This is a genomic window from Flavobacterium sp., from assembly GCF_029242675.1.
In the GTDB taxonomy this organism is placed as follows: domain Bacteria; phylum Bacteroidota; class Bacteroidia; order Flavobacteriales; family Flavobacteriaceae; genus Flavobacterium.
Genome location: NZ_JAQWTM010000289.1, coordinates 1 through 20,501, shown reverse-complemented (window position 1 = coordinate 20,501; position 20,501 = coordinate 1). Strand labels below are relative to the sequence as shown.

Below are 20,501 nucleotides of genomic sequence, written 5' to 3'. Positions count from 1 at the left end.
CGATTTATTGAAACCGTATTTACAAACCTTATCCCAAAACACTGCCTTCAATGTATCAGCGCATCCTAATGCAGGATTGCCAAACGCTTTTGGAGAATACGACGAAACACCAGCAGAAATGCAAGCCCAAATAAAAACATATCTCGACGATAATTTAGTAAATATCATTGGTGGTTGTTGCGGTACAACACCAGAACACATCAGGTTAATCGCAGATATTGCTAAGGATTACAAACCGAGAGTTTCGGAGGCGGTGATGTAGTTTTTCATTCCGAGGAACGAAGGAAATCACGTAGCTAGATTAAATGATTTTAATATCGATTTCTGTGATTGTGTTCTCGTTGACGTGATATAAATTGATTTAAAATATAAGTACTTAGCATACTGAGGCAATTAACAAGTAATTATTTTCTTAAAAGTATAACAGCTAATTTTATTAATATGAAACAAGTAATTCAAATTCATAATTCAAGTTTTAATCTTGCGGTTAATAAAATATTAGGAGTTGAAAATCCTTCCTTCATAAACGAAGAAGATGTTTTGGAGACAATACAAAATTGCATTATTAAATTAAAAGTTTCCAAATCTTTAAAAGTTATCGAAGTAAGTTTTTTACCGGGTAATTTGGGAGAGAAGAGCTTTGCATATTTTACATTTTACAAAGTAGAATCGGCTAGCGATGAAGAATTTTTTAAGGCATTGACATTGTTTAATTTTTAGATCGCCCTTGCTAGCGCGAGTGTCCCGCTCGTGTCCGTAAAGAGAATAAAAGTATAGATTTTAGCTTTTTCATTCCGAGGAACGAAGGAATCACATAACGAGATCAACTGAAGTGATTCTTAATTTGAATGAAAAAGAGGAGATTTTATGAATGGAAATGTTGGATCCGATTGCGTCGTTCCTCGCAATGACAAGAAAGCCGGATTTGTCATTCTGACGAAGGAAGAATCTCAACAAGTTGCTTCATTAGCGGAGATTCTTTTTCGTCATATAACGAAGTTGTAGAGATAATAGTGAGATTGCGTCGTTCCTCGCAATGACAAAACGAATGGCAATGGCATCGAATTCAAAAATCCGCGTGAAGGATTGTAGTGAAAAGCCCACAGTGGAGCGATTGCGAAACATAGCGAGGACTTGAAACGCAAAGCCTGACCCGAAGAGAAGCGAAGGGTCACGCCCACATAATAATGAAAAAAAATAGCTCTTTAAAAAGCACAAAATATAAACTTAGAGACTAGCTCCCGATAGCTATTCGGATAGTAACTCAGGAATTTAAGAAAAAATGGCAGAACAAGAAACTAGAAGAAACCTTGTATTAGCGGGATTAGAGCCTTTGATCATTACGCCTGAAAGCGTATTTGTTAATGTTGGGGAACGTACCAATGTGACGGGTTCTAGAAAATTTTTGAGGTTAATCAAGGAAGAAAAATACGAAGAAGCACTAAGTATTGCTAAGGAGCAAGTGGAAGGCGGCGCGCAAATCATCGATATTAATATGGATGAGGGAATGCTGGATGGTGAGTATGCCATGACCAAATTCCTGAATTTAATTGCGGCCGAACCGGATATTGCACGTGTGCCAATAATGATTGATAGTTCGAAATGGCACATAATCGAGGCTGGATTGAAAGTGGTACAAGGAAAAAGTGTCGTAAACTCGATTTCGCTAAAAGAAGGCGAAGAGGCTTTTATTCATCACGCCAAATTGATCAAGCGTTACGGTGCTGCGGCGATTATTATGGCGTTTGATGAGGTGGGTCAGGCCGATAATTACGACAGAAGAATTGAAATATGCCAGCGTTCGTATGATATTTTAGTTGATAAAGTAGGGTTTCCACCTCAGGATATTATTTTCGATTTGAATATATTTCCGGTTGCTACAGGAATGGAAGAGCACCGATTGAACGCCTTGGATTTCTTTAGAGGAACTAAATGGGTTCGTGAAAATTTGCCCCATGCACACATAAGCGGTGGGGTGAGTAATGTTTCGTTTTCGTTTAGAGGAAATGATACGGTAAGGGAAGCGATGCACTCGGTTTTCTTGTATCATGCGATTCAAAACGGAATGACGATGGGGATTGTAAACCCAGAGATGTTGACGATTTATGATGATATCCCGAAAGACTTATTAGAGCATGTTGAAGATGTAATCTTAGACAGACGCGATGATGCTACGGAACGTTTACTAGACTTTGCCGAGAATGTAAAAGGCGATGTGAAGAGCAATGAAAAGGCAATTCAAGAATGGCGATCAGGTACTGTTCAAGAAAGAATTACGCATTCATTGGTAAAAGGGATTGACCAGTTTATTGAAGAAGATGTTGAAGAAGCAAGATTGGCTGCCACAAAACCTATTGAAGTGATCGAAATCAACTTGATGGCGGGAATGAATGTAGTGGGTGATTTATTTGGTTCTGGAAAAATGTTTTTGCCGCAAGTGGTAAAATCGGCGCGTGTGATGAAAAAAGCGGTGGCGTATTTATTGCCTTTTATTGAAGCAAGTAAACGCCCCCCAGCCCCCAAAGGGGGAGTTAAGGACGCAAAGCATTGGGAAACTGCCAATAGAGCTAATTATGGCTTGTTAAAAGAGCATGCTAAAAAAATGCGTAATCAACCAACTGATGCTGAAAAAAGGTTATGGCAGGAATTGAGTGGTAAACAATTGGAAGATTATAAATTTCGAAGACAGCATATTATTGGAGATTATATAGCTGATTTTATATGTTTGAAAGAAAATGTAATTGTTGAAGTTGATGGATTAATCCATCAGTTGCCGGAAAATCAAGTAAGTGATGCTCAAAGGACAGCTTGGTTGAATTCTGAAGGGTATCAAGTGATACGTTTTTCAAATGAGGAAGTTCTGTTTGATATGGAAAAGGTTTTAAGTAAAATACATTCAGCTCTTACGGCTCCCCCTCCGGGGGCAAGGGGGGCGGGAAAAATATTGATGGCAACCGTAAAAGGAGATGTCCATGATATTGGTAAAAACATTGTTTCGGTGGTGTTGGCTTGTAATAATTATGAGATTGTAGATCTTGGTGTGATGGTGCCTCCTGAAAAAATTATTGCTGCAGCGATCGAACACGAAGTAGACATTATTGGGCTAAGTGGTTTGATTACGCCTTCGCTTGACGAGATGGTATATCTAGCGAAAGAATTAGACAAACGCGGACTGAAAATTCCGGTGATGATTGGTGGAGCAACGACTTCGCGAGCACATACCGCCGTGAATATTGCAAATAAGTATAGAGTAAATGTCATTCTTGTTAATGATTCTTCGAGAGCGGTAACCGTTGCCGGAAGCCTGTTGAACAAGGATAAAAAAATATATGCAAGCGATATCAGAGCGGAATATGATGCGTTTAGAGAAACGTTTTTAAACCGTTCTCGTGATAAAAACTTCTTGACTATTGAACAAGCTCGAAAAAATAAATTGCAATTGGACTGGGACAATTTTACGCCTGTGAAGCCAAATATTATTGGCGAACAAGTTATCGAAGTAGAATTGGATGTATTGGTTCCTTATATTGACTGGACACCTTTTTTTAGAACATGGGAATTGTTTGGAAAATATCCAGCGATTTTAACGGATGAAGTAGTTGGGGAGCAAGCGACTTCGGTTTTTGCGGATGCACAGGAAATGTTAGCGGTTATTTTGAAAGAAAAGAAATTGATCGCCAAAGGAATCTACGGTATTTTCCCTGCGAATCAAATCAATGATGATGATATTGAATTATACCAAGCCCCCCCCGCCCCCGGAGGGGGAGCTATCCAGATTGAGGAAAAGCAAACTTGGAAAACAGCTAGTCCTGCTTTATACGACGTATTGAAAGAGCGAGCTAAGGAAATGAGAAATAAGCCAACGGAAGCTGAAAAAATGCTTTGGAATGTGTTATCGAATAAAGGAATTGAGAACTTAAAATTCAGAAGGCAGCATGTAATTGGGGAGTATATAGTAGATTTTGTGTGTTTAGAACGAAGGATAGTTATTGAAGTTGATGGTGGTATTCATGATACTGCCGAACAAAAAGAACATGACGAACATCGAACTGATTGGTTGAAATCAAAAGGTTTTAAAGTTATAAGATATACCAATAAACAAGTTTTAAGTGATATTAATAATACTATTGAAAGTATTAGAAAAGAATTAAAGGCAAACTTGGAAGTTCCCCCTTCGGGGGTTAGGGGGCTGTTTTTGACATTACGCCAACAATCACAAAAAACAAAAGGAGCTCCAAATATCGCTTTGGCAGATTTTATCGCGCCAAAAGATTCAGGTAAAACAGATTACATGGGGGCTTTTTGTGTGACTACTGGTTTTGGAGTTGATGAATGGGCAGCTGAATTCGAAAAAGATTTAGATGATTATAATTCGATTATGGTTAAAGCATTGGCCGATCGTTTTGCAGAAGCCTTTGCGGAATATTTACACGAGAAAATTCGTAAAGAAATTTGGGGATACGCACCGGATGAAAACATAAGTACGGAGGCGATGATTGCTGAAGAGTACAAAGGAATTCGTCCTGCACCAGGATATCCTGCATGTCCAGACCATTTAGAAAAGCCGACGATCTGGAAATTACTAAATGTGGAAAAAGAAATAGGAGTAACCTTAACCGAGAGTATGGCAATGTGGCCAGCATCATCTGTTTCGGGATATTATTTTGGAAATCCAGAAAGTAAGTATTTCGGACTTGGGAAAATAAAAGAAGATCAAGTGATAGATTATGCCAAGCGAAGAAGTATCTCTACAGACATGGCAACTAAATGGTTAAACCCGAATATAGCAGATTAATACCAGTCGCAAAGTCATAAGTCATAATGTCCAAAGGGCATGGCTTTCGACCTTCGGCTTTTAAACTTTAAGACTTTACTATGAAAGTAACAGAACATATAGCAGCAGCAAACGGGAATACCTTATTCTCCTTTGAAATTATACCGCCTCAAAAAGGGAAGAGTATTCAGGAATTATATGATAATATTGATCCTTTGATGGAGTTTAAACCTCCGTTTATTGACGTGACAACCTCTCGGGAGGAGTTTATTTATGTCGATAAAGGAAATGGTTTGTTGGATAAAAAACTGACCAGAATGCGTCCTGGGACTTTAGGGATTTGTGCTTCGATTACGCATAAGTACAATGTCGATACAGTTCCTCATGTGCTTTGCGGGGGTTTTACTAAAGAGGAAACCGAGTATTTATTGGTAGATTGTCATTACCTAGGCATCAATAATATAATGGCCTTGCGAGGCGATGCCATGAAGGACGAACAATCTTTTGTAGCTAAAGATGGCGGTCATAAATATGCCATAGATCTTGTGCAACAAGTTAAATTATTAAATGAGGGCAAGTATTTACATGATGTCATTCATGTGGATAATAAAGCTGATTTTTGCATAGGTGTGGCGGGTTATCCTGAGAAACATTTAGAATCTCCATCGCTTTTATCGGATTTAAAAAGACTAAAAGAAAAAGTCGATGCTGGCGCTGATTATGTAGTTACTCAAATGTTTTTTGACAATGCTAAATATTTCGAATTTGTAGCAAAAGCCCGCGAAATGGGAATTACAGTACCAATTATTCCGGGAATTAAGCCTCTTGCAGTACAGAGACATTTACAAATCTTACCTCAAATTTTCCGTATTGACTTACCCGAGGATTTGATTGACGCGGTGGATGCATGTAAATCCAATGCCGATGTCAAGCAAGTTGGAATCGAATGGGCAATTCAGCAATCCAAAGAGTTAAAAGCGGCCGGCGTGCCGGTATTGCATTATTACTCCATGGGTAAATCAGAGAATATCAGGCAAATTGCGAGTGCTCTTTTCTAGGAGCTTGATCCAGCTGTCCGCTTTATCTTTTTATTTTTAAAGAAAAAATAAAAAGGATGCCGCTGCCATCTGGGCTAAGTAGCGGACTAATATTCAAGATGTTTTTGCGATTGATAATTAGTTTTAAAATCAGTGAAAGTGTTAAGAAAGGCCTTAATCCATTGATGGTTCCTTTTTATACCTTATATTTGAAAATAGTAACGTAATAATGTCAAAATGAAATATTCTCTAAGCTTACTGTTGTGTGTATCTTTTGTAGTAGTGTCATGTAAAAAAGAAGAAACATCGTCAACGGGCGATCCTAGGTTAGTGGTGCCATTTACTCAGCAAACAAATGCAGGAATTCAAACACAGCAAACAGCTACAGGCGCAACAGCAAACCATAATTTATTTCGCGAGAATAATAACAATGCTGTAACTTCATCTGTTGCTTCGGGAGTCAATCCAGAGCACGGACAACCCAATCATAGATGTGATATACCTGTTGGAGCACCGTTAAATACGGCTGCAAATGGGGCTAGTCAAGCGCAACCAACAACTGTTTCGAATACACCTGTTCAATCAAATACGCAACCAACTATTGTAAAGCAAGTGACTGCAAAAGGGATGAATCCGCCACACGGAGAAAAAAATCATAGATGTGATATCGCTGTTGGTGCACCTTTAAACTCAAAGGCGACAAATACAGCTACTCCAAATTCGGGTCAAGTTGTTCAAGAAATTAATGTGCCGTCCACAGTGCCAACACTTCTAGCAACAGATAATGAAGCTCCTGCTGACGGAATCAATCCTGCGCATGGAAAAGCAGGACATCGTTGCGATATAGCAGTAGGAGCAACGCTTCCTAAAACATAGAAACAATATATGCCCTCTTGAGAAACATTTTAAGAGGGTTTGTTATAATTTTCTATATGTTAAGAGTAAATTTTATTTTGTGATTTCTCTAAAAATAGCTTCTAAGTTTTTATTTTTTTGATTTAACTGTAATGTTTTTAAACCATTATCATGTGCAAAATCAAAAACGGTAGGACGCATGTCCTTATCAGCTAAAAAAACTAGTTCCCAAGAAAAGTCATGTGTATTTTTATATGACTTTAAATGAGGCATTCTGGCAATCGCTTCCTCTTCGATTTTATAATCAAATTCAACTTCGATTACTTGCTCCTTATCAGCCGTTATCATATGATCTAATTTTTTATCGGCAACAATTTGTCCTTTATTGATGATTATCACACGATCACAAATCGCCTCAACCTCTTGCATGATGTGTGTCGATAGGAAAACAGTTTTGTCCTTACCCGCATTTTTAATCACGGAACGAATTTCTAGCAATTGATTAGGATCTAAACCAGTAGTAGGTTCATCAAGAATCAGTACGTCGGGATTGTGAAGTAAGGCATTGGCAAGTCCTACTCTTTGTCGGTATCCTTTAGATAATTGCCCGATTTTTTTATTACTCTCTGCTGTTAAACCAGTTAGAATAATTACTTCTTCAATTCTTTCTTTGGCAACCTTGTAAACATCGGCATTAAAAGCCAAATATTCCCTAACATATAAGTCTAAATACAACGGATTATGCTCTGGTAGATATCCAATTGATTGTTGTACTGCTTTCGGATTACCGTTTACATCATGGTCATTAACCAATGCCGTTCCTTCATCTGCGGCTAAATAAGTGGTTAGTATTTTCATCAAAGTAGATTTACCTGCTCCATTGGGACCAAGAAAACCAACGATTTCTCCTTTTTTTATCGAAAAGGAAACATTGTCCAATGCTTTTTGAGCACCGTAACTTTTAGAGATATTTTGAACTTCGATTGACATGATGCGTGATTTGTAGCAAAAGTAAAAAGAAAAAGGATTGATTTGTAGTTTTTATGAAACAAACTAGCATTCTGGTCCGGGTTCCATCTACTTTATAATTGACAACTGAAATTGTTAATTGAAAATAGAATGATATATTTAACCTAAATCTATTAAAAACCATCTCATGGAAGAAAGTAAAAGTTTATTTAAAACCTATAGCAGTATTATTTGGCTTTTGTGCGGTATTACAGTTGGAAGCATATTAGGGCTTGTTTTTGGAAAAGAAGTTGCAATTATTAAGCCTTTGGGTGATATCTTTTTGAATTTGCTTTTTACTGCAATTATTCCCTTGATATTTTTTACGATTGCATCTTCAATCGCTAGTTTGGAGAAGTCGGAAAAGCTTGGTCGACTATTCTTTATCGTGATTATTGTTTTTTTAGGTACGGTATTAATTTCTGCCATCCTAATGATGGTCGGCGTAATGGTTTTTCCAATTCATCAAGATATTGTGATTTCGACACTGCCAGTTGAAGATATGGTAGCAACTGACGGAGGCTCTCAAATTACACAGCTTTTAACTGCCAACGATTTTTATGAACTACTTTCGAGAAAATCTATGCTTGCCTTGATAATTTTCTCCTTTCTTATTGGATTCTCTAGTTTAAGGTCAGCTGAAAAAGGGGAGAGTTTTAGAAATTTTCTAAATTCAGGAAATGAGGTTATGAAACAGTTATTACATCTGATCATGAAAACAGCTCCTATAGGTCTAGGTGCTTATTTTGCATACCAAGTAGGGATATTTGGACCGCAATTATTTGGTGCCTATGCAAAACCATTAGGTTTGTATTATGGTGTTTGTGCCTTCTATTTTGTGGTATTTTTTAGCTTGTATGCTTTTATAGCTGGAGGTAAATTAGGGTTGAAAACATTTTGGACCAATAATATAACACCTGTTTTAACGGCTTTAGGAACCTGTAGTAGCATTGCTACGATACCTGCTAACCTAGAAGCTGCAGAAAAGATGAAAGTTCCTGCTTATATTAGGAATGTGGCTATTCCGTTAGGCGCGCCACTGCATAAGGATGGTTCAAGTATGTCTTCAATTATTAAGATAGCAGTTATTTTTGCTATGTTCGGCAAGGACTTTACTGACCCAATGACCTTGCTTACCGCATTAGGAATTACAGTAATTGTTTCAGTGGTTGAGGGAGGGATTCCAAATGGTGGTTATATTGGAGAAATTTTGGCCATTACAATTTATGGTTTTCCTATGGAGCAAGCGCTACCTGCAGCAATGATTGTTGGAACTTTGGTTGATCCTATGGCGACTTTGTTAAACGCCAATGGAGATGTTGTCTCGGCTATGGTTATTACACGGATTTCAAACGGTAAAAAATGGCTTTTGGAAGCAGCTCAGTAAGTTGATGAATAAAATAGAGAGTCAAATCGTTTTGATAGATAAAGATTTAGACTTGTTTTTTTTACTTATTATGTAATTTAAAACTAGTTTTTTAGAGAATTCCTCTTTAGTTGCTTAAAATGATGTTTTTTTTTGACGCCCTTAAAAATAATTAATACATTAGCACAGAATTAAAAGTAAAAAAGTCCTAATGACTACTAACCGATTTTATTTTAGCAATACTTATTATTTCTTCTGGAAAGAGGATAGGGATTGTTATATGGTTATTTAATTGATTAGAATTAAATCATAATTATAAATATACAATCCCGATGAAAATCGGGATTTTTTTTTGGAATAAATGGAAGTAAAAGTCGCAATACAAGGAATAAAAGGTTCGTTTCATCATCAAGTAGCGCAAGAATACTTTGGAGAAAAGGTAGAAGTAGAGGAGTGTTTGTCTTTTGATGAACTGGTAGATAGCATCTTGTCTGGTAAAGCAGAGCAGGCTGTTATGGCCATTGAGAACTCTATTGCAGGACCTATTATTCCTAATTATGCTTTAATCGATAAAAATAATTTACACATTATAGGAGAACATTATTTGCGAATTCATCAAAATTTAATGGCCTTAGAGGGACAGAAAATGGAAGATATTACGGAGGTGCATTCGCATCCAATGGCTTTGCTGCAATGTATGGAATTCTTAAAGAAGTATCCTGCGATAAAGTTGGTTGAAGATAAGGATACTGCTGAGACAGCGCGAAGAATTCAAGAAAATGAGATCAAAGGAATTGCAGCGATTGCTAGTAAAACAGCTGCAAAAATGTATGGATTGACAATTTTAGCACCCGAAATTCAAACTATTAATCACAACATGACACGATTTGTGATTTTAAAAAAACAAAATTCCTTTGTGTCAAAGGAGGAGATTAATAGAGCTTCATTAAAGTTTGAATTGGATCATAAAAGAGGCAGTCTAGCAGCTGTTTTAAATGTGCTGAGTGATTGCAAGATGAATTTAACCAAGATTCAGTCGCTTCCTAAAATTGAAACACCCTGGAAATATTCCTTTTTTGTCGATGTTACTTTTGATAAATATGAAGATTATGCAAAAGCCAAGTCACTTTTAGAAATTATGGCGGAGTATTTAAAGGTTTTGGGAGAGTATAAAAACAGTAAACCACTACTTTAATTGTAGAGAATAAAATCCTGAAAAGGAAAATAATAAACAAAGCATCACATGATTACTACCGCAAAACGATTAGATATTGTTGAAGAATATTATTTCTCAAGTAAATTGAGAGAGGTGCGACAGCTTGCCGCTGAGGGAAATCCTATTATTAATATGGGAATTGGAAGCCCTGATTTGAATCCGCCACAAAAAGTAGTTGCTGCTATTGCTGCCGCAATGCAAGAGGATACTGCACATCAATATCAAAGTTATCAGGGTTTGCCAGAACTACGTCAAGCCATGGCTGATTTTTATTTTAATAATTATAGTGTTGCCGTAAGTCCCGTTACTGAAATCTTACCCTTGATGGGATCTAAGGAGGGTATTATGCATATTTCGATGGCTTTTTTAAACGAAGGTGATGCCGTTTTGATTCCGAATCCTGGTTATCCCACCTATACCTCAGTCACGAATTTAGTAGGTGCGGTACCTGTATATTATGATCTAACAGAAGCCACTAATTGGGAGCCTGATTTTGATGCACTTGAGAGGTTAGATTTATCAAAGGTGAAGTTAATGTGGATAGGATATCCTCATATGCCTACTGGTGCAAGAGGGAGTTTGGCATTGTTTGAAAAGTTAGTAGCTTTCGCTAAGAAGCATCATATTCTATTGGTAAATGACAATCCGTATAGTTTTGTTTTGAACGATAATCCTATGAGTTTATTGCAAGTAAAGGGTGCAATGGATGTCGCTTTAGAGCTAAATTCTTTGAGTAAGACTTTTAACATGGCAGGATGGCGTGTGGGAATGGTGGTTGGAAACGCTCAAGCGATTGATGCGGTTTTAAAAGTAAAAAGCAATATGGATAGCGGGATGTTTTATCCGGTACAAAAAGGAGCTATCGCAGCTTTAAAAAGTGATGCTTCGTGGTTTGAATCGATGAATACAATTTACCAAAAGCGTCGTGTCCTGACAGAGCAATTAGCGGAAAAGTTAGGTTGCCAAGTGTATAAAGAAGGTGTTGGACTCTTTGTTTGGGCGAAACTACCAGCGGGAATCACATCAGCAGAAGACTTTATAAATGACATATTGTACCAAAAGCATATTTTTATCACTCCAGGAACAATTTTTGGGAGTAATGGAGAAGGGTATATCCGGTTTGCACTTTGTGTTAAAGAAGAAAAGATTCAGGAGGCTATTGATCGATTTAGTGTAGTGAAATCATAAAAGTCGGTAATAAGCGATTGGCCTAGCCCTGATAGTAGAGGAAATCCTTTTATGCCGAACCGATAGGTTTAGGGAGGCAAAAAAGATTGAAACGGATAGCAGGAATGGCTACTAAAAAATAAAAAATGAAAGTATTTGTTATAGGAATAGGATTAATTGGAGGATCAATGGTCTTGGATATAAAACGGCTGCATCCTGAGGCGACCATTTATGGCGTTGATACAAATGAAGCACATTTGCAAGAGGCAATAGCTTTGGGAGTTGTTGACCTGGCAGGAAAAATGGACGAGCTCCATATGGCGGACTTTGTGATAGTATCCGTTCCAGTGGATGGCGCGCTAGTTGTTCTGCCACAGGTTTTAGATTTGATAGGTGATGAGACGATTGTATTTGAAGTGGGATCGACTAAGGCGCCTATTTGTAAAGCGGTAGCCTTGCATCCGCAACGCCGAAATTTTATTGCTACGCATCCGATTGCGGGAACTGAGTTCTCGGGTCCGTCGGCAGCGATTTTGGGATTGTTTGAAGGGAAAACAAATATTATTTGTGAAGTAGAGCGTACGGCTTTCAAACTGCAAGAAAAAGCATTAGAGTTGTTTAAAGCTTTGGGAATGCGCATTAGATATATGGATCCTAACTCACATGACAAGCACATTGCTTACGTATCGCACTTATCGCATATCAGTGCTTTTATGTTGGGGAAAACAGTCATAGAAAAAGAGAAACACGAGCAAGATATTTTTGATATGGCGGGCTCTGGATTTGAAAGTACAGTGCGATTGGCTAAAAGTTCCCCAGCAATGTGGACACCCATTTTTAAGCAAAATAAGGAACAGGTAATCGAAACACTAGAGGAATACATCTCAAATTTGACGCAATTCAAGGATTTATTAATAAATGATGATTACGAGGCGATTTATCAAGAGATGCAAAGCGTCAACAAGATTAAAGGAATACTAAACGGAATGCACATAAAAAATTAGAACTAAAATAATAAGATATAAAACTAAAAAGATGGAAAACAAGAAAGAAATGAGGAACTGGTTGAACGAATTTAATTTGACTCACCCCTTAGTAATTGCAGGTCCTTGTAGTGCTGAAACAGAGGAACAAGTATTGAAAATAGCACATGAATTAAAGAATTCAGACGTAAGTGTTTTTAGAGCAGGAATATGGAAACCAAGAACGCGCCCTGGAGGATTTGAAGGTGTTGGAGAGATAGGGTTAAAATGGTTGAAAAAAGCGAAAGAAGAAACGGGGTTGTTAATGGGTATTGAGGTAGCTAATGCTGCACATGTAAAGTTAGCCTTGGAATACGATATTGATTTATTGTGGATAGGAGCAAGAACAACAGTAAATCCGTTTGCTGTACAGGAAATTGCGGATGCATTGGCAGGAACTAAAAAAATTGTTTTAGTAAAAAACCCTGTAAACCCTGATTTATCGTTGTGGTTGGGTGGAGTAGAACGTTTGTATAATGCGGGGATCGAGAAATTAGGGGTAATTCATAGAGGATTCTCTACCTATGAAAAAACAAAATACAGAAACATTCCCGAGTGGCAAATTGCTATCGAGTTACAAAATAAATTCCCTGATTTACCATTGATAATAGATCCTTCGCACATTACAGGAGATCGAAAAATGATATTGGAAGTAACACAAGAAGCACTAGATTTGAATTATGACGGTATGATTATCGAAACACATATCGATCCTGATAATGCATGGAGTGACGCTGCACAACAAGTAACACCAGATGCTTTGAAACAAATATTCATTGATTTAAAAGTGAGAAAGTTAGACGACGTATCAGATGAATTTACGCAGAAAATGAAAAAATTGAGAGCCAATATTGATGTGTTAGATGCTACTTTACTGGAACTTTTAGGCAAGCGTATGAAGGTTGCTGATGAGATTGGACAGGTGAAAAAAACGGCAAATGTAGCGGTACTGCAAAATAACCGTTGGAATGAAATTTTAGGTAAGATGATTTTAGACGGTGAAACTAAAGGACTTTCTGAAGAGTTTGTTTTAAAGTTATTTAAGGCCATTCATCAAGAAAGTATTAATCACCAAGATAAAGTAATAAACGCTTAATTAAATATTTTAACAAAATAATAAAAAACCTACATTAGTGTAGGTTTTTTTTGTACTATTCCACCTTCATTTATTTTAAATATTTACATCAACCTTTTTTTTATGAAAAAACTAATCGCATTATCATTTTTGTTCTTAAGTTTTCTCGGGTATTCTCAAAAACAAATTTTTGAAAATCCACAAATGACCACATTAATTAAATAGCATAAAACAGTTGCTATTATTCCTTTTACAGTTAAAATTACTTACAAAAAACAACCTAAAAATTTTAATGCGGAATCTAATAGTGAGCAAGAAGCTAAAATGTCTAAATCAATTCAATCAAGTATGTTACTTTTTTACTGCGAAAAGTAGATAATTATAGCGTAGGTTTTCAGGATGTTGATAAAACTAATATTCTATTAAAAAAGGCAGGAGCTTTAGATAAATTTGATGAATTTACAAAAGATGAAATTGCAAAAATTCTCGGAGTTGATAGAATTATAGGTGGGACATTTGAAACAGAACAATCAAAATCTGAAGCAGGGGCAATCGCATCAGCAGTTTTATTTGGAGGTTTTGGAGGAAAAACAGGAACGGGAACATTAACGATGACCATAAATAATGGTAAGGACGGAGATTTGCTATGGAGATTTTTCAAAACTATGGATCAAGGATTGGCTTCTTCCACTGATGACATAGTAGAAAGCATGATGCGTAAAGTGGGAAGAAATTTTCCTTACGAAAAATAAGGTATTCATTTCAAGAGACAAATCCCCTTAGCTTATTAAGTTGAGGGGATTTTGCTTTTAGCGAAGTTTAAAAAACTTTGAACTTTGAACTTTAAACTTGAAACAAAATTTTACCTTTGCTGCATGACAGGACTCGTTTATAAATCTACAGGAAGTTGGTATACCGTAAAATCAGAACAAGGGGATTTTATTGAATGCCGTATTAAGGGTAAATTCCGTATTAAAGGAATTAAAAGCACCAATCCAATCGCGGTTGGAGATGTCGTAGATTATGAAATAGATGAGACCTCAGATGCAATCACGGGAACAATATTTAATATCCATGAAAGGAAAAATTATATCGTGCGCAAGTCGGTTAATTTATCACATCAAATGCATATTATTGCCAGTAATATTGATCGTGTTTTTTTATTGATAACCATAAATAATCCACCTACGACTTTCAATTTTATTGATCGTTTTCTTGTAACTGCTGAAGCTTATGGAATCGAAACTATTTTAGTGTTTAATAAAATAGATACTTTTGACGAGGCGACTTTGGATGAGCAGTTATACATGCAACATGTCTATCAAGAAATTGGATATAAATGTCTAAGAGTTTCCTCTACTGAAATGAAGGGAATCGAAAAGTTGAAAGAAATGATGATTGACAAAGTGAGCATGTTTTCAGGGCATTCAGGTGTAGGAAAATCAACTTTAGTCAATGCCATGGAGCCAACCTTGCATCTTAAAACTAAAACTATATCTGAAGCTAGTAAACAAGGGCAACATACAACGACTTTTGCCGAAATGTATGATCTAGCTTTTGGAGCACGAATTATTGATACTCCTGGAATCAAAGGTTTTGGGGTAGTCGATATGGAGCCAGTTGAAATTAGCGGTTACTTTCCTGAGTTTTTCAAATTGAAAGATCAATGTAAATTCAATAACTGCATACATAAGGATGAACCAAAATGTGCGGTCAAGGATGCATTGGAAAAAGATGAAATAGCTTGGTCACGTTACAATAGTTACCTTAAATTGTTAGAAGGTGATGACGAAAACTACCGTACAGATAACTATGACGAGGACCGAAAAGAGAGTGACAAAACAAGAGGTCTATGAGAGTAGTATTGCAGCGAGTAGCATCAGCATCCGTTACAATTGATTCTAAAATTATTGCTAATATTCAAAAAGGATTGCTGGTGCTGGTAGGAATTGAAGATGCCGACTCCCAAAATGATATTGATTGGTTGGTGGGCAAAATTGTCAATTTGCGAATCTTTGCAGATGTTAATGAGGTTATGAATTTGTCTGTCCTAGATGCTGGCGGAGATATAATTGTCGTAAGTCAATTTACACTTCACGCAGCCACTAAAAAAGGCAATCGTCCTTCCTATATAAAGGCATCCAAGCCTGATATTGCCATACCGCTTTACGAGAATTTTGTACAAAAGATGCAGTTTGCTCTAGGTAGACAAATTCAAACTGGAGTTTTTGGAGCTGATATGAAAGTTGCTCTAGTGAATGACGGTCCGGTAACTATAATGATAGATAGTAAAAATAGAGAGTAAATTTCTTGTTTATCATAAGATTTTATTTATTTTGGGAAGCCACAAATAATTAAATGCCAAAAACAAACTAGAAGATCAAAGAAACTTGATCTCATTATTTTGTGCCAAATATTTGGCTTTAATTTTACTTAAAAAAAATGGTGTTTAAAAAAATAGTATTTCTTCTTATTCTTTTCTTTTCAATTGCAACTAAAGCGCAAAAAATTGAATACAGTGCATTAAATATAGCAGATAGTCTCAAAGACAACGCTAATGCTGTGGTGCGATTAAATCAGGTTGATATTATAATAGCGTCTCAGCGGGAAATGAAAATTAACACGTTGAGAGTCATAACTGTCCTTAACGAAAAAGGATTGTCAGCCATTGATGCGGTCGAAAATTATAATAAAAGAACCGTTATAAAAGATATCGAAGCAACGGTTTATGATATTTTAGGTCGAGAAATAAAAAAAATAAAACGAAAAGATTTTAAGGATGAAAGTGCTGCTGGTGGCAGTACATTATTTTCAGATAGTCGATATTTGTACTTGGATTATACTCCCATTCAGTATCCTTTTACGGTGGTTTATAAGAGCGAACTACAAACCTCTACAACAGCATTTATTCCGCAATGGTATCCTTTTTCCAATTATTATGTAAGCGTCGAGAAAAGTATTCTCAATGTGAGTTACCCAGATAATTTGGGTTTCAAGAAAATGGAATATAATTTTGGAGACTTTACTATTCAAAAAACGGTCGATAATCCAACACAACTTTCTTACAGTGCTACTGCTATTCCAGTGCAAAAGATGGAAGATTATACTCCTGCATTTAGCTCTATTTTCCCAAAAGTAATGATGGGACTAGAGCAGTTTCATTTGGAAGGAGTTGATGGTAAAGCCAAATCTTGGAAAGAATTTGGAGAATGGTACTCTAGTCAAATATTATCAGGAACAACTGATTTGCCAGAGGAGACGAAAGCTAAAATGAAAGCACTTGTAGGTGATGAAAAAGACCCCATAAAAAAAGCGCGTTTGATTTACGATTTTGTACAAAAAAAATCAAGGTATGTTAGTATTCAAGTTGGTATTGGAGGTTGGAAACCAATGCTAGCCACTGATGTAGACCGCCTTGGTTATGGCGATTGTAAAGCACTTACTAATTATACCAAAGCTTTATTAGCCGCGGTAGAAGTGCCTTCTTATAACGTGATATTGTATGGAGACACTACCAAAAAAAATATACAAACTGATTTTGTTTCCATGCAGGGCAATCATATGATTATAGCAATTCCCAACGGCAACAAGTATACTTGGCTTGAATGCACGAGTCAAGATGATCCTTTTGGTTTTCAAGGTAGTTTTACAGATGATCGAGATGTTCTTGTAGTGAAACCTGAGGGTGGCGAAATCGTCCATACAGATGTTTATGATGATAATACAAACTCGCAGCTAAGTACTGGTAAATACGCAATCTCTGCGACTGGTGATTTAACTGGGTCGATAGCTATTGTGTCACGTGGGTCTCAGTTTGTTAACAAAGCGACTTTAGAAAACGAGCAACCATTGGCTAGAGACGATCATTATAAGGGGTATTGGAGAAACATACAAAACTTGAAGATGAAATCAATTGCGTTTGCCAATGATAAAGCTAAAGTCAGTTTTACTGAAAACGTTGAACTGAGCGCTGCTAACTACGGTAATCTGTCGGGCGGAAAAATGATGTTCGCAGTTAATGCTTATAATCAATATTTGGGTTCGGTAAAAAGGATCAGAAACAGAAAAAAACCTTTTGAAATTCATAGAGGTTACCTAGATACAGATTACATTACAATTGAATTACCTGATGGGTTTTCCATCGAACATATGCCCACAAATTATGAACTAAAAAATAAGTTTGGAGCGTATTCAATAGAGTTCTCAAAGACCACCAATAATAGTATTACTTACAAACGCTCTCTTTCGATTAAAAAAGGAATGTATCTAGCCTCTGAGTATGATGATTATCGTCTCTTTATGGAACAAGTAGCTAAAAATGATAATGCCAAAATGATTTTAACCCAAAACAAATAACCCATGAAATTTAAAAAAATAATTCTAGCAATCCTATTGATTGTTGTCGCACAGACAAACGCTCAAAATTTTGAATTAGGAAAAGTGTCAATTGCTGAGCTACAAGAAAAAAAACATATTACGGATTCTTCTGCAGTAGCTGCTGTATTATTTGAAAAGGGGAAAAACAGTTTTGAGTATTCTGAAGGAAAGGGTTTTGTTATGAATACTGAAGTTAAAGTAAGAATTAAAATTTACAAAAAAGAAGGATATGATTGGGCAAATAAAAGTCTAAGATATTATATTGGTTCCGGAGCTGCAGAGAAATTATCCTTTTCAGATGCAGTGACTTATAATTTGGTTAATGGAAAAATCGAAAAAACTAAATTAAGAAGTGACGGAACATTTGATGAAGTGTTGAATAAGTATTGGGGGCAAAAAAAAATTATAATGCCAAACGTTAAGGAAGGTTCTGTTATTGAATACTCGTATAGCTACAGGACGGAAAGCATTTCTAGTCCACGTGATTGGTATTTCCAAAGAATTATCCCTGTTAACTATTCTGAGTACAAGATGAATGTTCCGGAATACTTTACGTATAATACTAATTTAAGAGGGTTTTATAATCCAAAAATAACTGTTGAGAAAGGAATGAACGCGTTTACTTTAACTTCAAAAGAGCGAGTAAGTAATGGTATGGCTTTAAAAACAGTTTTTTCAAGTGATAAAGTTGAGTATGTGGAAACTAGAACGACCTATGTTTCAGAAAACCTACCTGCAATAAATGATGAGGTTTTCGTTAATAATGTAGATAATTATACTGTCAGCTTAGTGCAAGAGTTAGCAATGACTAAATATCCTAATCAACCATTTAAATCCTATTCTACGGATTGGGCTTCTGTTGTAAAAACGATATATGATTATGATGATTTTGGGCCTGAACTTAATAAAACAGGGTATTTTGAAGATGATTTAAAAGTTGTTTTAGCTAATTTGACTAAACCAGAAGAAAAAATAGATGCGATATTAAAGCATATTAAGTCAATAGTAAAATGGAATGATTATTATGGTTATTCTTGTAATGATGGAGTAAAAAAAGCATACAAGGATAAAGCAGGAAATGTTGCTGAAATTAATCTTATGCTAACAGCAATGTTGAGATATGCAGGATTAAATGCTAATCCTGTTTTAGTCAGTACTCGCTCCAATGGGATTGCAATGTTTCCTAATAGAACTGCTTTTAATTACGTTATTGCAGCAGTGGAAAATGGTGCAGGATATACGCTACTAGATGCTTCAGATCGTAATTCTGAGCCAGATGTTTTGCCTTCTAGGGCATTGAATTGGTTTGGTAGATTAATTAGAAAAGACGGATCTTCAGTAGAGATAGACCTAATGCCTTCTAAGTTATCTAATGATATAATCACAATTATGTATGCAATAGATGAAAAAGGAGTAGTCACTGGTAAATTGAGACGCCAGCGCGATACTCACAATGCAATGCTTTTTCGAAATTCACAAAAGAATCTTAAAGAAGAAGCCTATATAGAAAAACTAGAAAATGACAATAATAAAATTGATATTCAATCCTACACAAGAACTAATGAGAACGATCTAAATTTACCTCTTATTGAATCACTAAGTTTTACTGGTTCTAATTTTAGCGAAATTATTGGAGGTAAGATTTATATTAAACCCTTACTTTCATTTACAGGATCACAAAATCCTTTTAAACAAGAAAACAGGTTATACCCAATTGATTTCGGTTTTCCATTTATGGATAAATATTCGGTAATCATAGCCATTCCTGAAGGATATACTGTTGAAAGAATTCCAGAGTCTATTAATTTGGTTTTTGAAAATGAGGTTGCTAATTTTAGATATTTAACCACCATTTCTGAGAGTACAATTCAAATCATGGCTATCAATCAGATAAATTTGCCTATCGTAACTTCAGAAAATTATCCTACACTAAAGGAATATTTTCAAAAAATAGTAGACAAACAAAACGAGAAAGTTGTTTTGAGAAAAATATAAGAACAACCCCAACTTTGTATCTTTGAAGAAAATATAAAGATAATGAACTTACAAAATTCCCAACTAGAAGTAGATAATTGGATCAAAGAACATGGTGTTCGCTATTTTAATGAGTTAACTAATATGGCTCAATTGACAGAGGAGGTAGGTGAGGTAGCTCGCATTATCGCTCGTCGTTATGGTGAACAATCTGAAAAAGAAAGTGATAAGAACAAAGATCTAGGAGAGGAACTAGCAGATGTTGTTTTCGTGGTTTTATGTCTTGCCAATCAAACAGGAATTGATCTTCAAGCTGCTTTTGATAAAAAGATGGATTTAAAGTCTGTTAGAGATAAGGATCGTCACAAAAACAACGAGAAACTGAAATAATTTGCAACCTATTAATTATGTTATATAATCAGGTATAGCTAAATTGCGGCTTGTAATTGTTAGTTGATATTGGCTAGCCGTACACTTACAATCACGGGTTTCAACTGATAAAGATAAATATGAATTTACTCCTACAAACTTCTCATAAAGACTTACAAGCGCAAATAGCGGTCACAGGCTCAAAAAGTGAAACCAACAGATTACTACTTTTGCAGGCCTTGTTTCCTGCAATTACTTTGG

At 36.1% G+C, this 20,501-nt stretch carries 17 protein-coding genes; 16 read left to right on the top strand and 1 reads right to left on the bottom strand.

The window, feature by feature from the left end:
- From P8M54_RS10495 to P8M54_RS10475, 5 genes are all read left to right on the top strand, one after another.
- Positions 1-262, top strand: a 262-nt coding sequence (locus tag P8M54_RS10495) for a homocysteine S-methyltransferase family protein (protein WP_300287787.1), incomplete at its 5' end; no start/stop codon positions are given.
- Between the two features lie 179 nt (positions 263-441).
- Positions 442-720, top strand: a complete 279-nt coding sequence (locus tag P8M54_RS10490; protein WP_300287786.1) for a hypothetical protein — start codon at positions 442-444, stop codon at positions 718-720.
- A 562-nt stretch (positions 721-1,282) separates the two neighbouring features.
- On the top strand, positions 1,283-4,795 hold the full coding sequence (locus P8M54_RS10485; protein ID WP_300287785.1) for a vitamin B12 dependent-methionine synthase activation domain-containing protein: 3,513 nt from the start codon (positions 1,283-1,285) through the stop codon (positions 4,793-4,795).
- An 80-nt stretch (positions 4,796-4,875) separates the two neighbouring features.
- Positions 4,876-5,832, top strand: coding sequence for a methylenetetrahydrofolate reductase [NAD(P)H] (metF, locus tag P8M54_RS10480; protein ID WP_300287784.1), 957 nt, complete (start codon positions 4,876-4,878; stop codon positions 5,830-5,832).
- A 216-nt stretch (positions 5,833-6,048) separates the two neighbouring features.
- Positions 6,049-6,687, top strand: coding sequence for a hypothetical protein (locus tag P8M54_RS10475; protein ID WP_300287783.1), 639 nt, complete (start codon positions 6,049-6,051; stop codon positions 6,685-6,687).
- A gap of 72 nt (positions 6,688-6,759) precedes the next feature.
- Here the strand turns inward: P8M54_RS10475 and gldA are convergent, their stop codons facing one another.
- The gene (gene gldA, locus P8M54_RS10470; protein ID WP_300287782.1) at positions 6,760-7,656 is read right to left on the bottom strand and encodes a gliding motility-associated ABC transporter ATP-binding subunit GldA; all 897 of its coding nucleotides are present in this window, start codon (positions 7,654-7,656) and stop codon (positions 6,760-6,762) included.
- A gap of 166 nt (positions 7,657-7,822) precedes the next feature.
- Between gldA and P8M54_RS10465 the strand changes: the two genes are divergently transcribed.
- The 11 genes from P8M54_RS10465 (at position 7,823) to P8M54_RS10415 (ending at position 20,261) form a co-directional block, all read left to right on the top strand.
- Positions 7,823-9,061: a dicarboxylate/amino acid:cation symporter gene (locus P8M54_RS10465; protein WP_300287781.1), complete on the top strand. Its 1,239-nt coding sequence runs from the start codon at positions 7,823-7,825 to the stop codon at positions 9,059-9,061.
- A 340-nt stretch (positions 9,062-9,401) separates the two neighbouring features.
- On the top strand, positions 9,402-10,235 hold the full coding sequence (locus P8M54_RS10460; RefSeq protein WP_300287780.1) for a prephenate dehydratase: 834 nt from the start codon (positions 9,402-9,404) through the stop codon (positions 10,233-10,235).
- A 48-nt stretch (positions 10,236-10,283) separates the two neighbouring features.
- Positions 10,284-11,444: an aminotransferase class I/II-fold pyridoxal phosphate-dependent enzyme gene (locus P8M54_RS10455; RefSeq protein ID WP_300287779.1), complete on the top strand. Its 1,161-nt coding sequence runs from the start codon at positions 10,284-10,286 to the stop codon at positions 11,442-11,444.
- Positions 11,445-11,569: 125 nt separating this feature from the next.
- Complete coding sequence (locus P8M54_RS10450; protein ID WP_300287778.1) at positions 11,570-12,427, top strand: prephenate dehydrogenase; 858 nt, start codon at positions 11,570-11,572, stop codon at positions 12,425-12,427.
- Between the two features lie 31 nt (positions 12,428-12,458).
- A complete protein-coding gene (locus P8M54_RS10445; protein WP_300287776.1) occupies positions 12,459-13,541 on the top strand; it encodes a bifunctional 3-deoxy-7-phosphoheptulonate synthase/chorismate mutase type II in 1,083 nt (360 codons plus the stop codon).
- 590 nt (positions 13,542-14,131) lie between these two features.
- A complete protein-coding gene (locus P8M54_RS10440; protein ID WP_300287775.1) occupies positions 14,132-14,272 on the top strand; it encodes a hypothetical protein in 141 nt (46 codons plus the stop codon).
- A gap of 123 nt (positions 14,273-14,395) precedes the next feature.
- Positions 14,396-15,376 (top strand): ribosome small subunit-dependent GTPase A, encoded by a 981-nt coding sequence (gene rsgA / locus P8M54_RS10435; protein ID WP_300287774.1) that lies wholly within the window; start codon positions 14,396-14,398, stop codon positions 15,374-15,376.
- Positions 15,373-15,825 (top strand): D-aminoacyl-tRNA deacylase, encoded by a 453-nt coding sequence (gene dtd / locus P8M54_RS10430; RefSeq protein ID WP_300287773.1) that lies wholly within the window; start codon positions 15,373-15,375, stop codon positions 15,823-15,825. The genes rsgA and dtd overlap by 4 nt, the downstream gene beginning before the upstream one ends.
- Before the next feature lie 137 nt (positions 15,826-15,962).
- Positions 15,963-17,876 carry a DUF3857 domain-containing protein gene (locus tag P8M54_RS10425; protein WP_300287772.1) on the top strand — a complete coding sequence of 638 codons (1,914 nt, stop codon included), beginning with the start codon at positions 15,963-15,965 and terminating at the stop codon, positions 17,874-17,876.
- A gap of 3 nt (positions 17,877-17,879) precedes the next feature.
- Positions 17,880-19,892 carry a DUF3857 domain-containing protein gene (locus P8M54_RS10420; protein WP_300287771.1) on the top strand — a complete coding sequence of 671 codons (2,013 nt, stop codon included), beginning with the start codon at positions 17,880-17,882 and terminating at the stop codon, positions 19,890-19,892.
- 42 nt (positions 19,893-19,934) lie between these two features.
- Complete coding sequence (locus P8M54_RS10415; RefSeq protein ID WP_300287770.1) at positions 19,935-20,261, top strand: nucleotide pyrophosphohydrolase; 327 nt, start codon at positions 19,935-19,937, stop codon at positions 20,259-20,261.
- Positions 20,262-20,501: the final 240 nt, after the last annotated feature.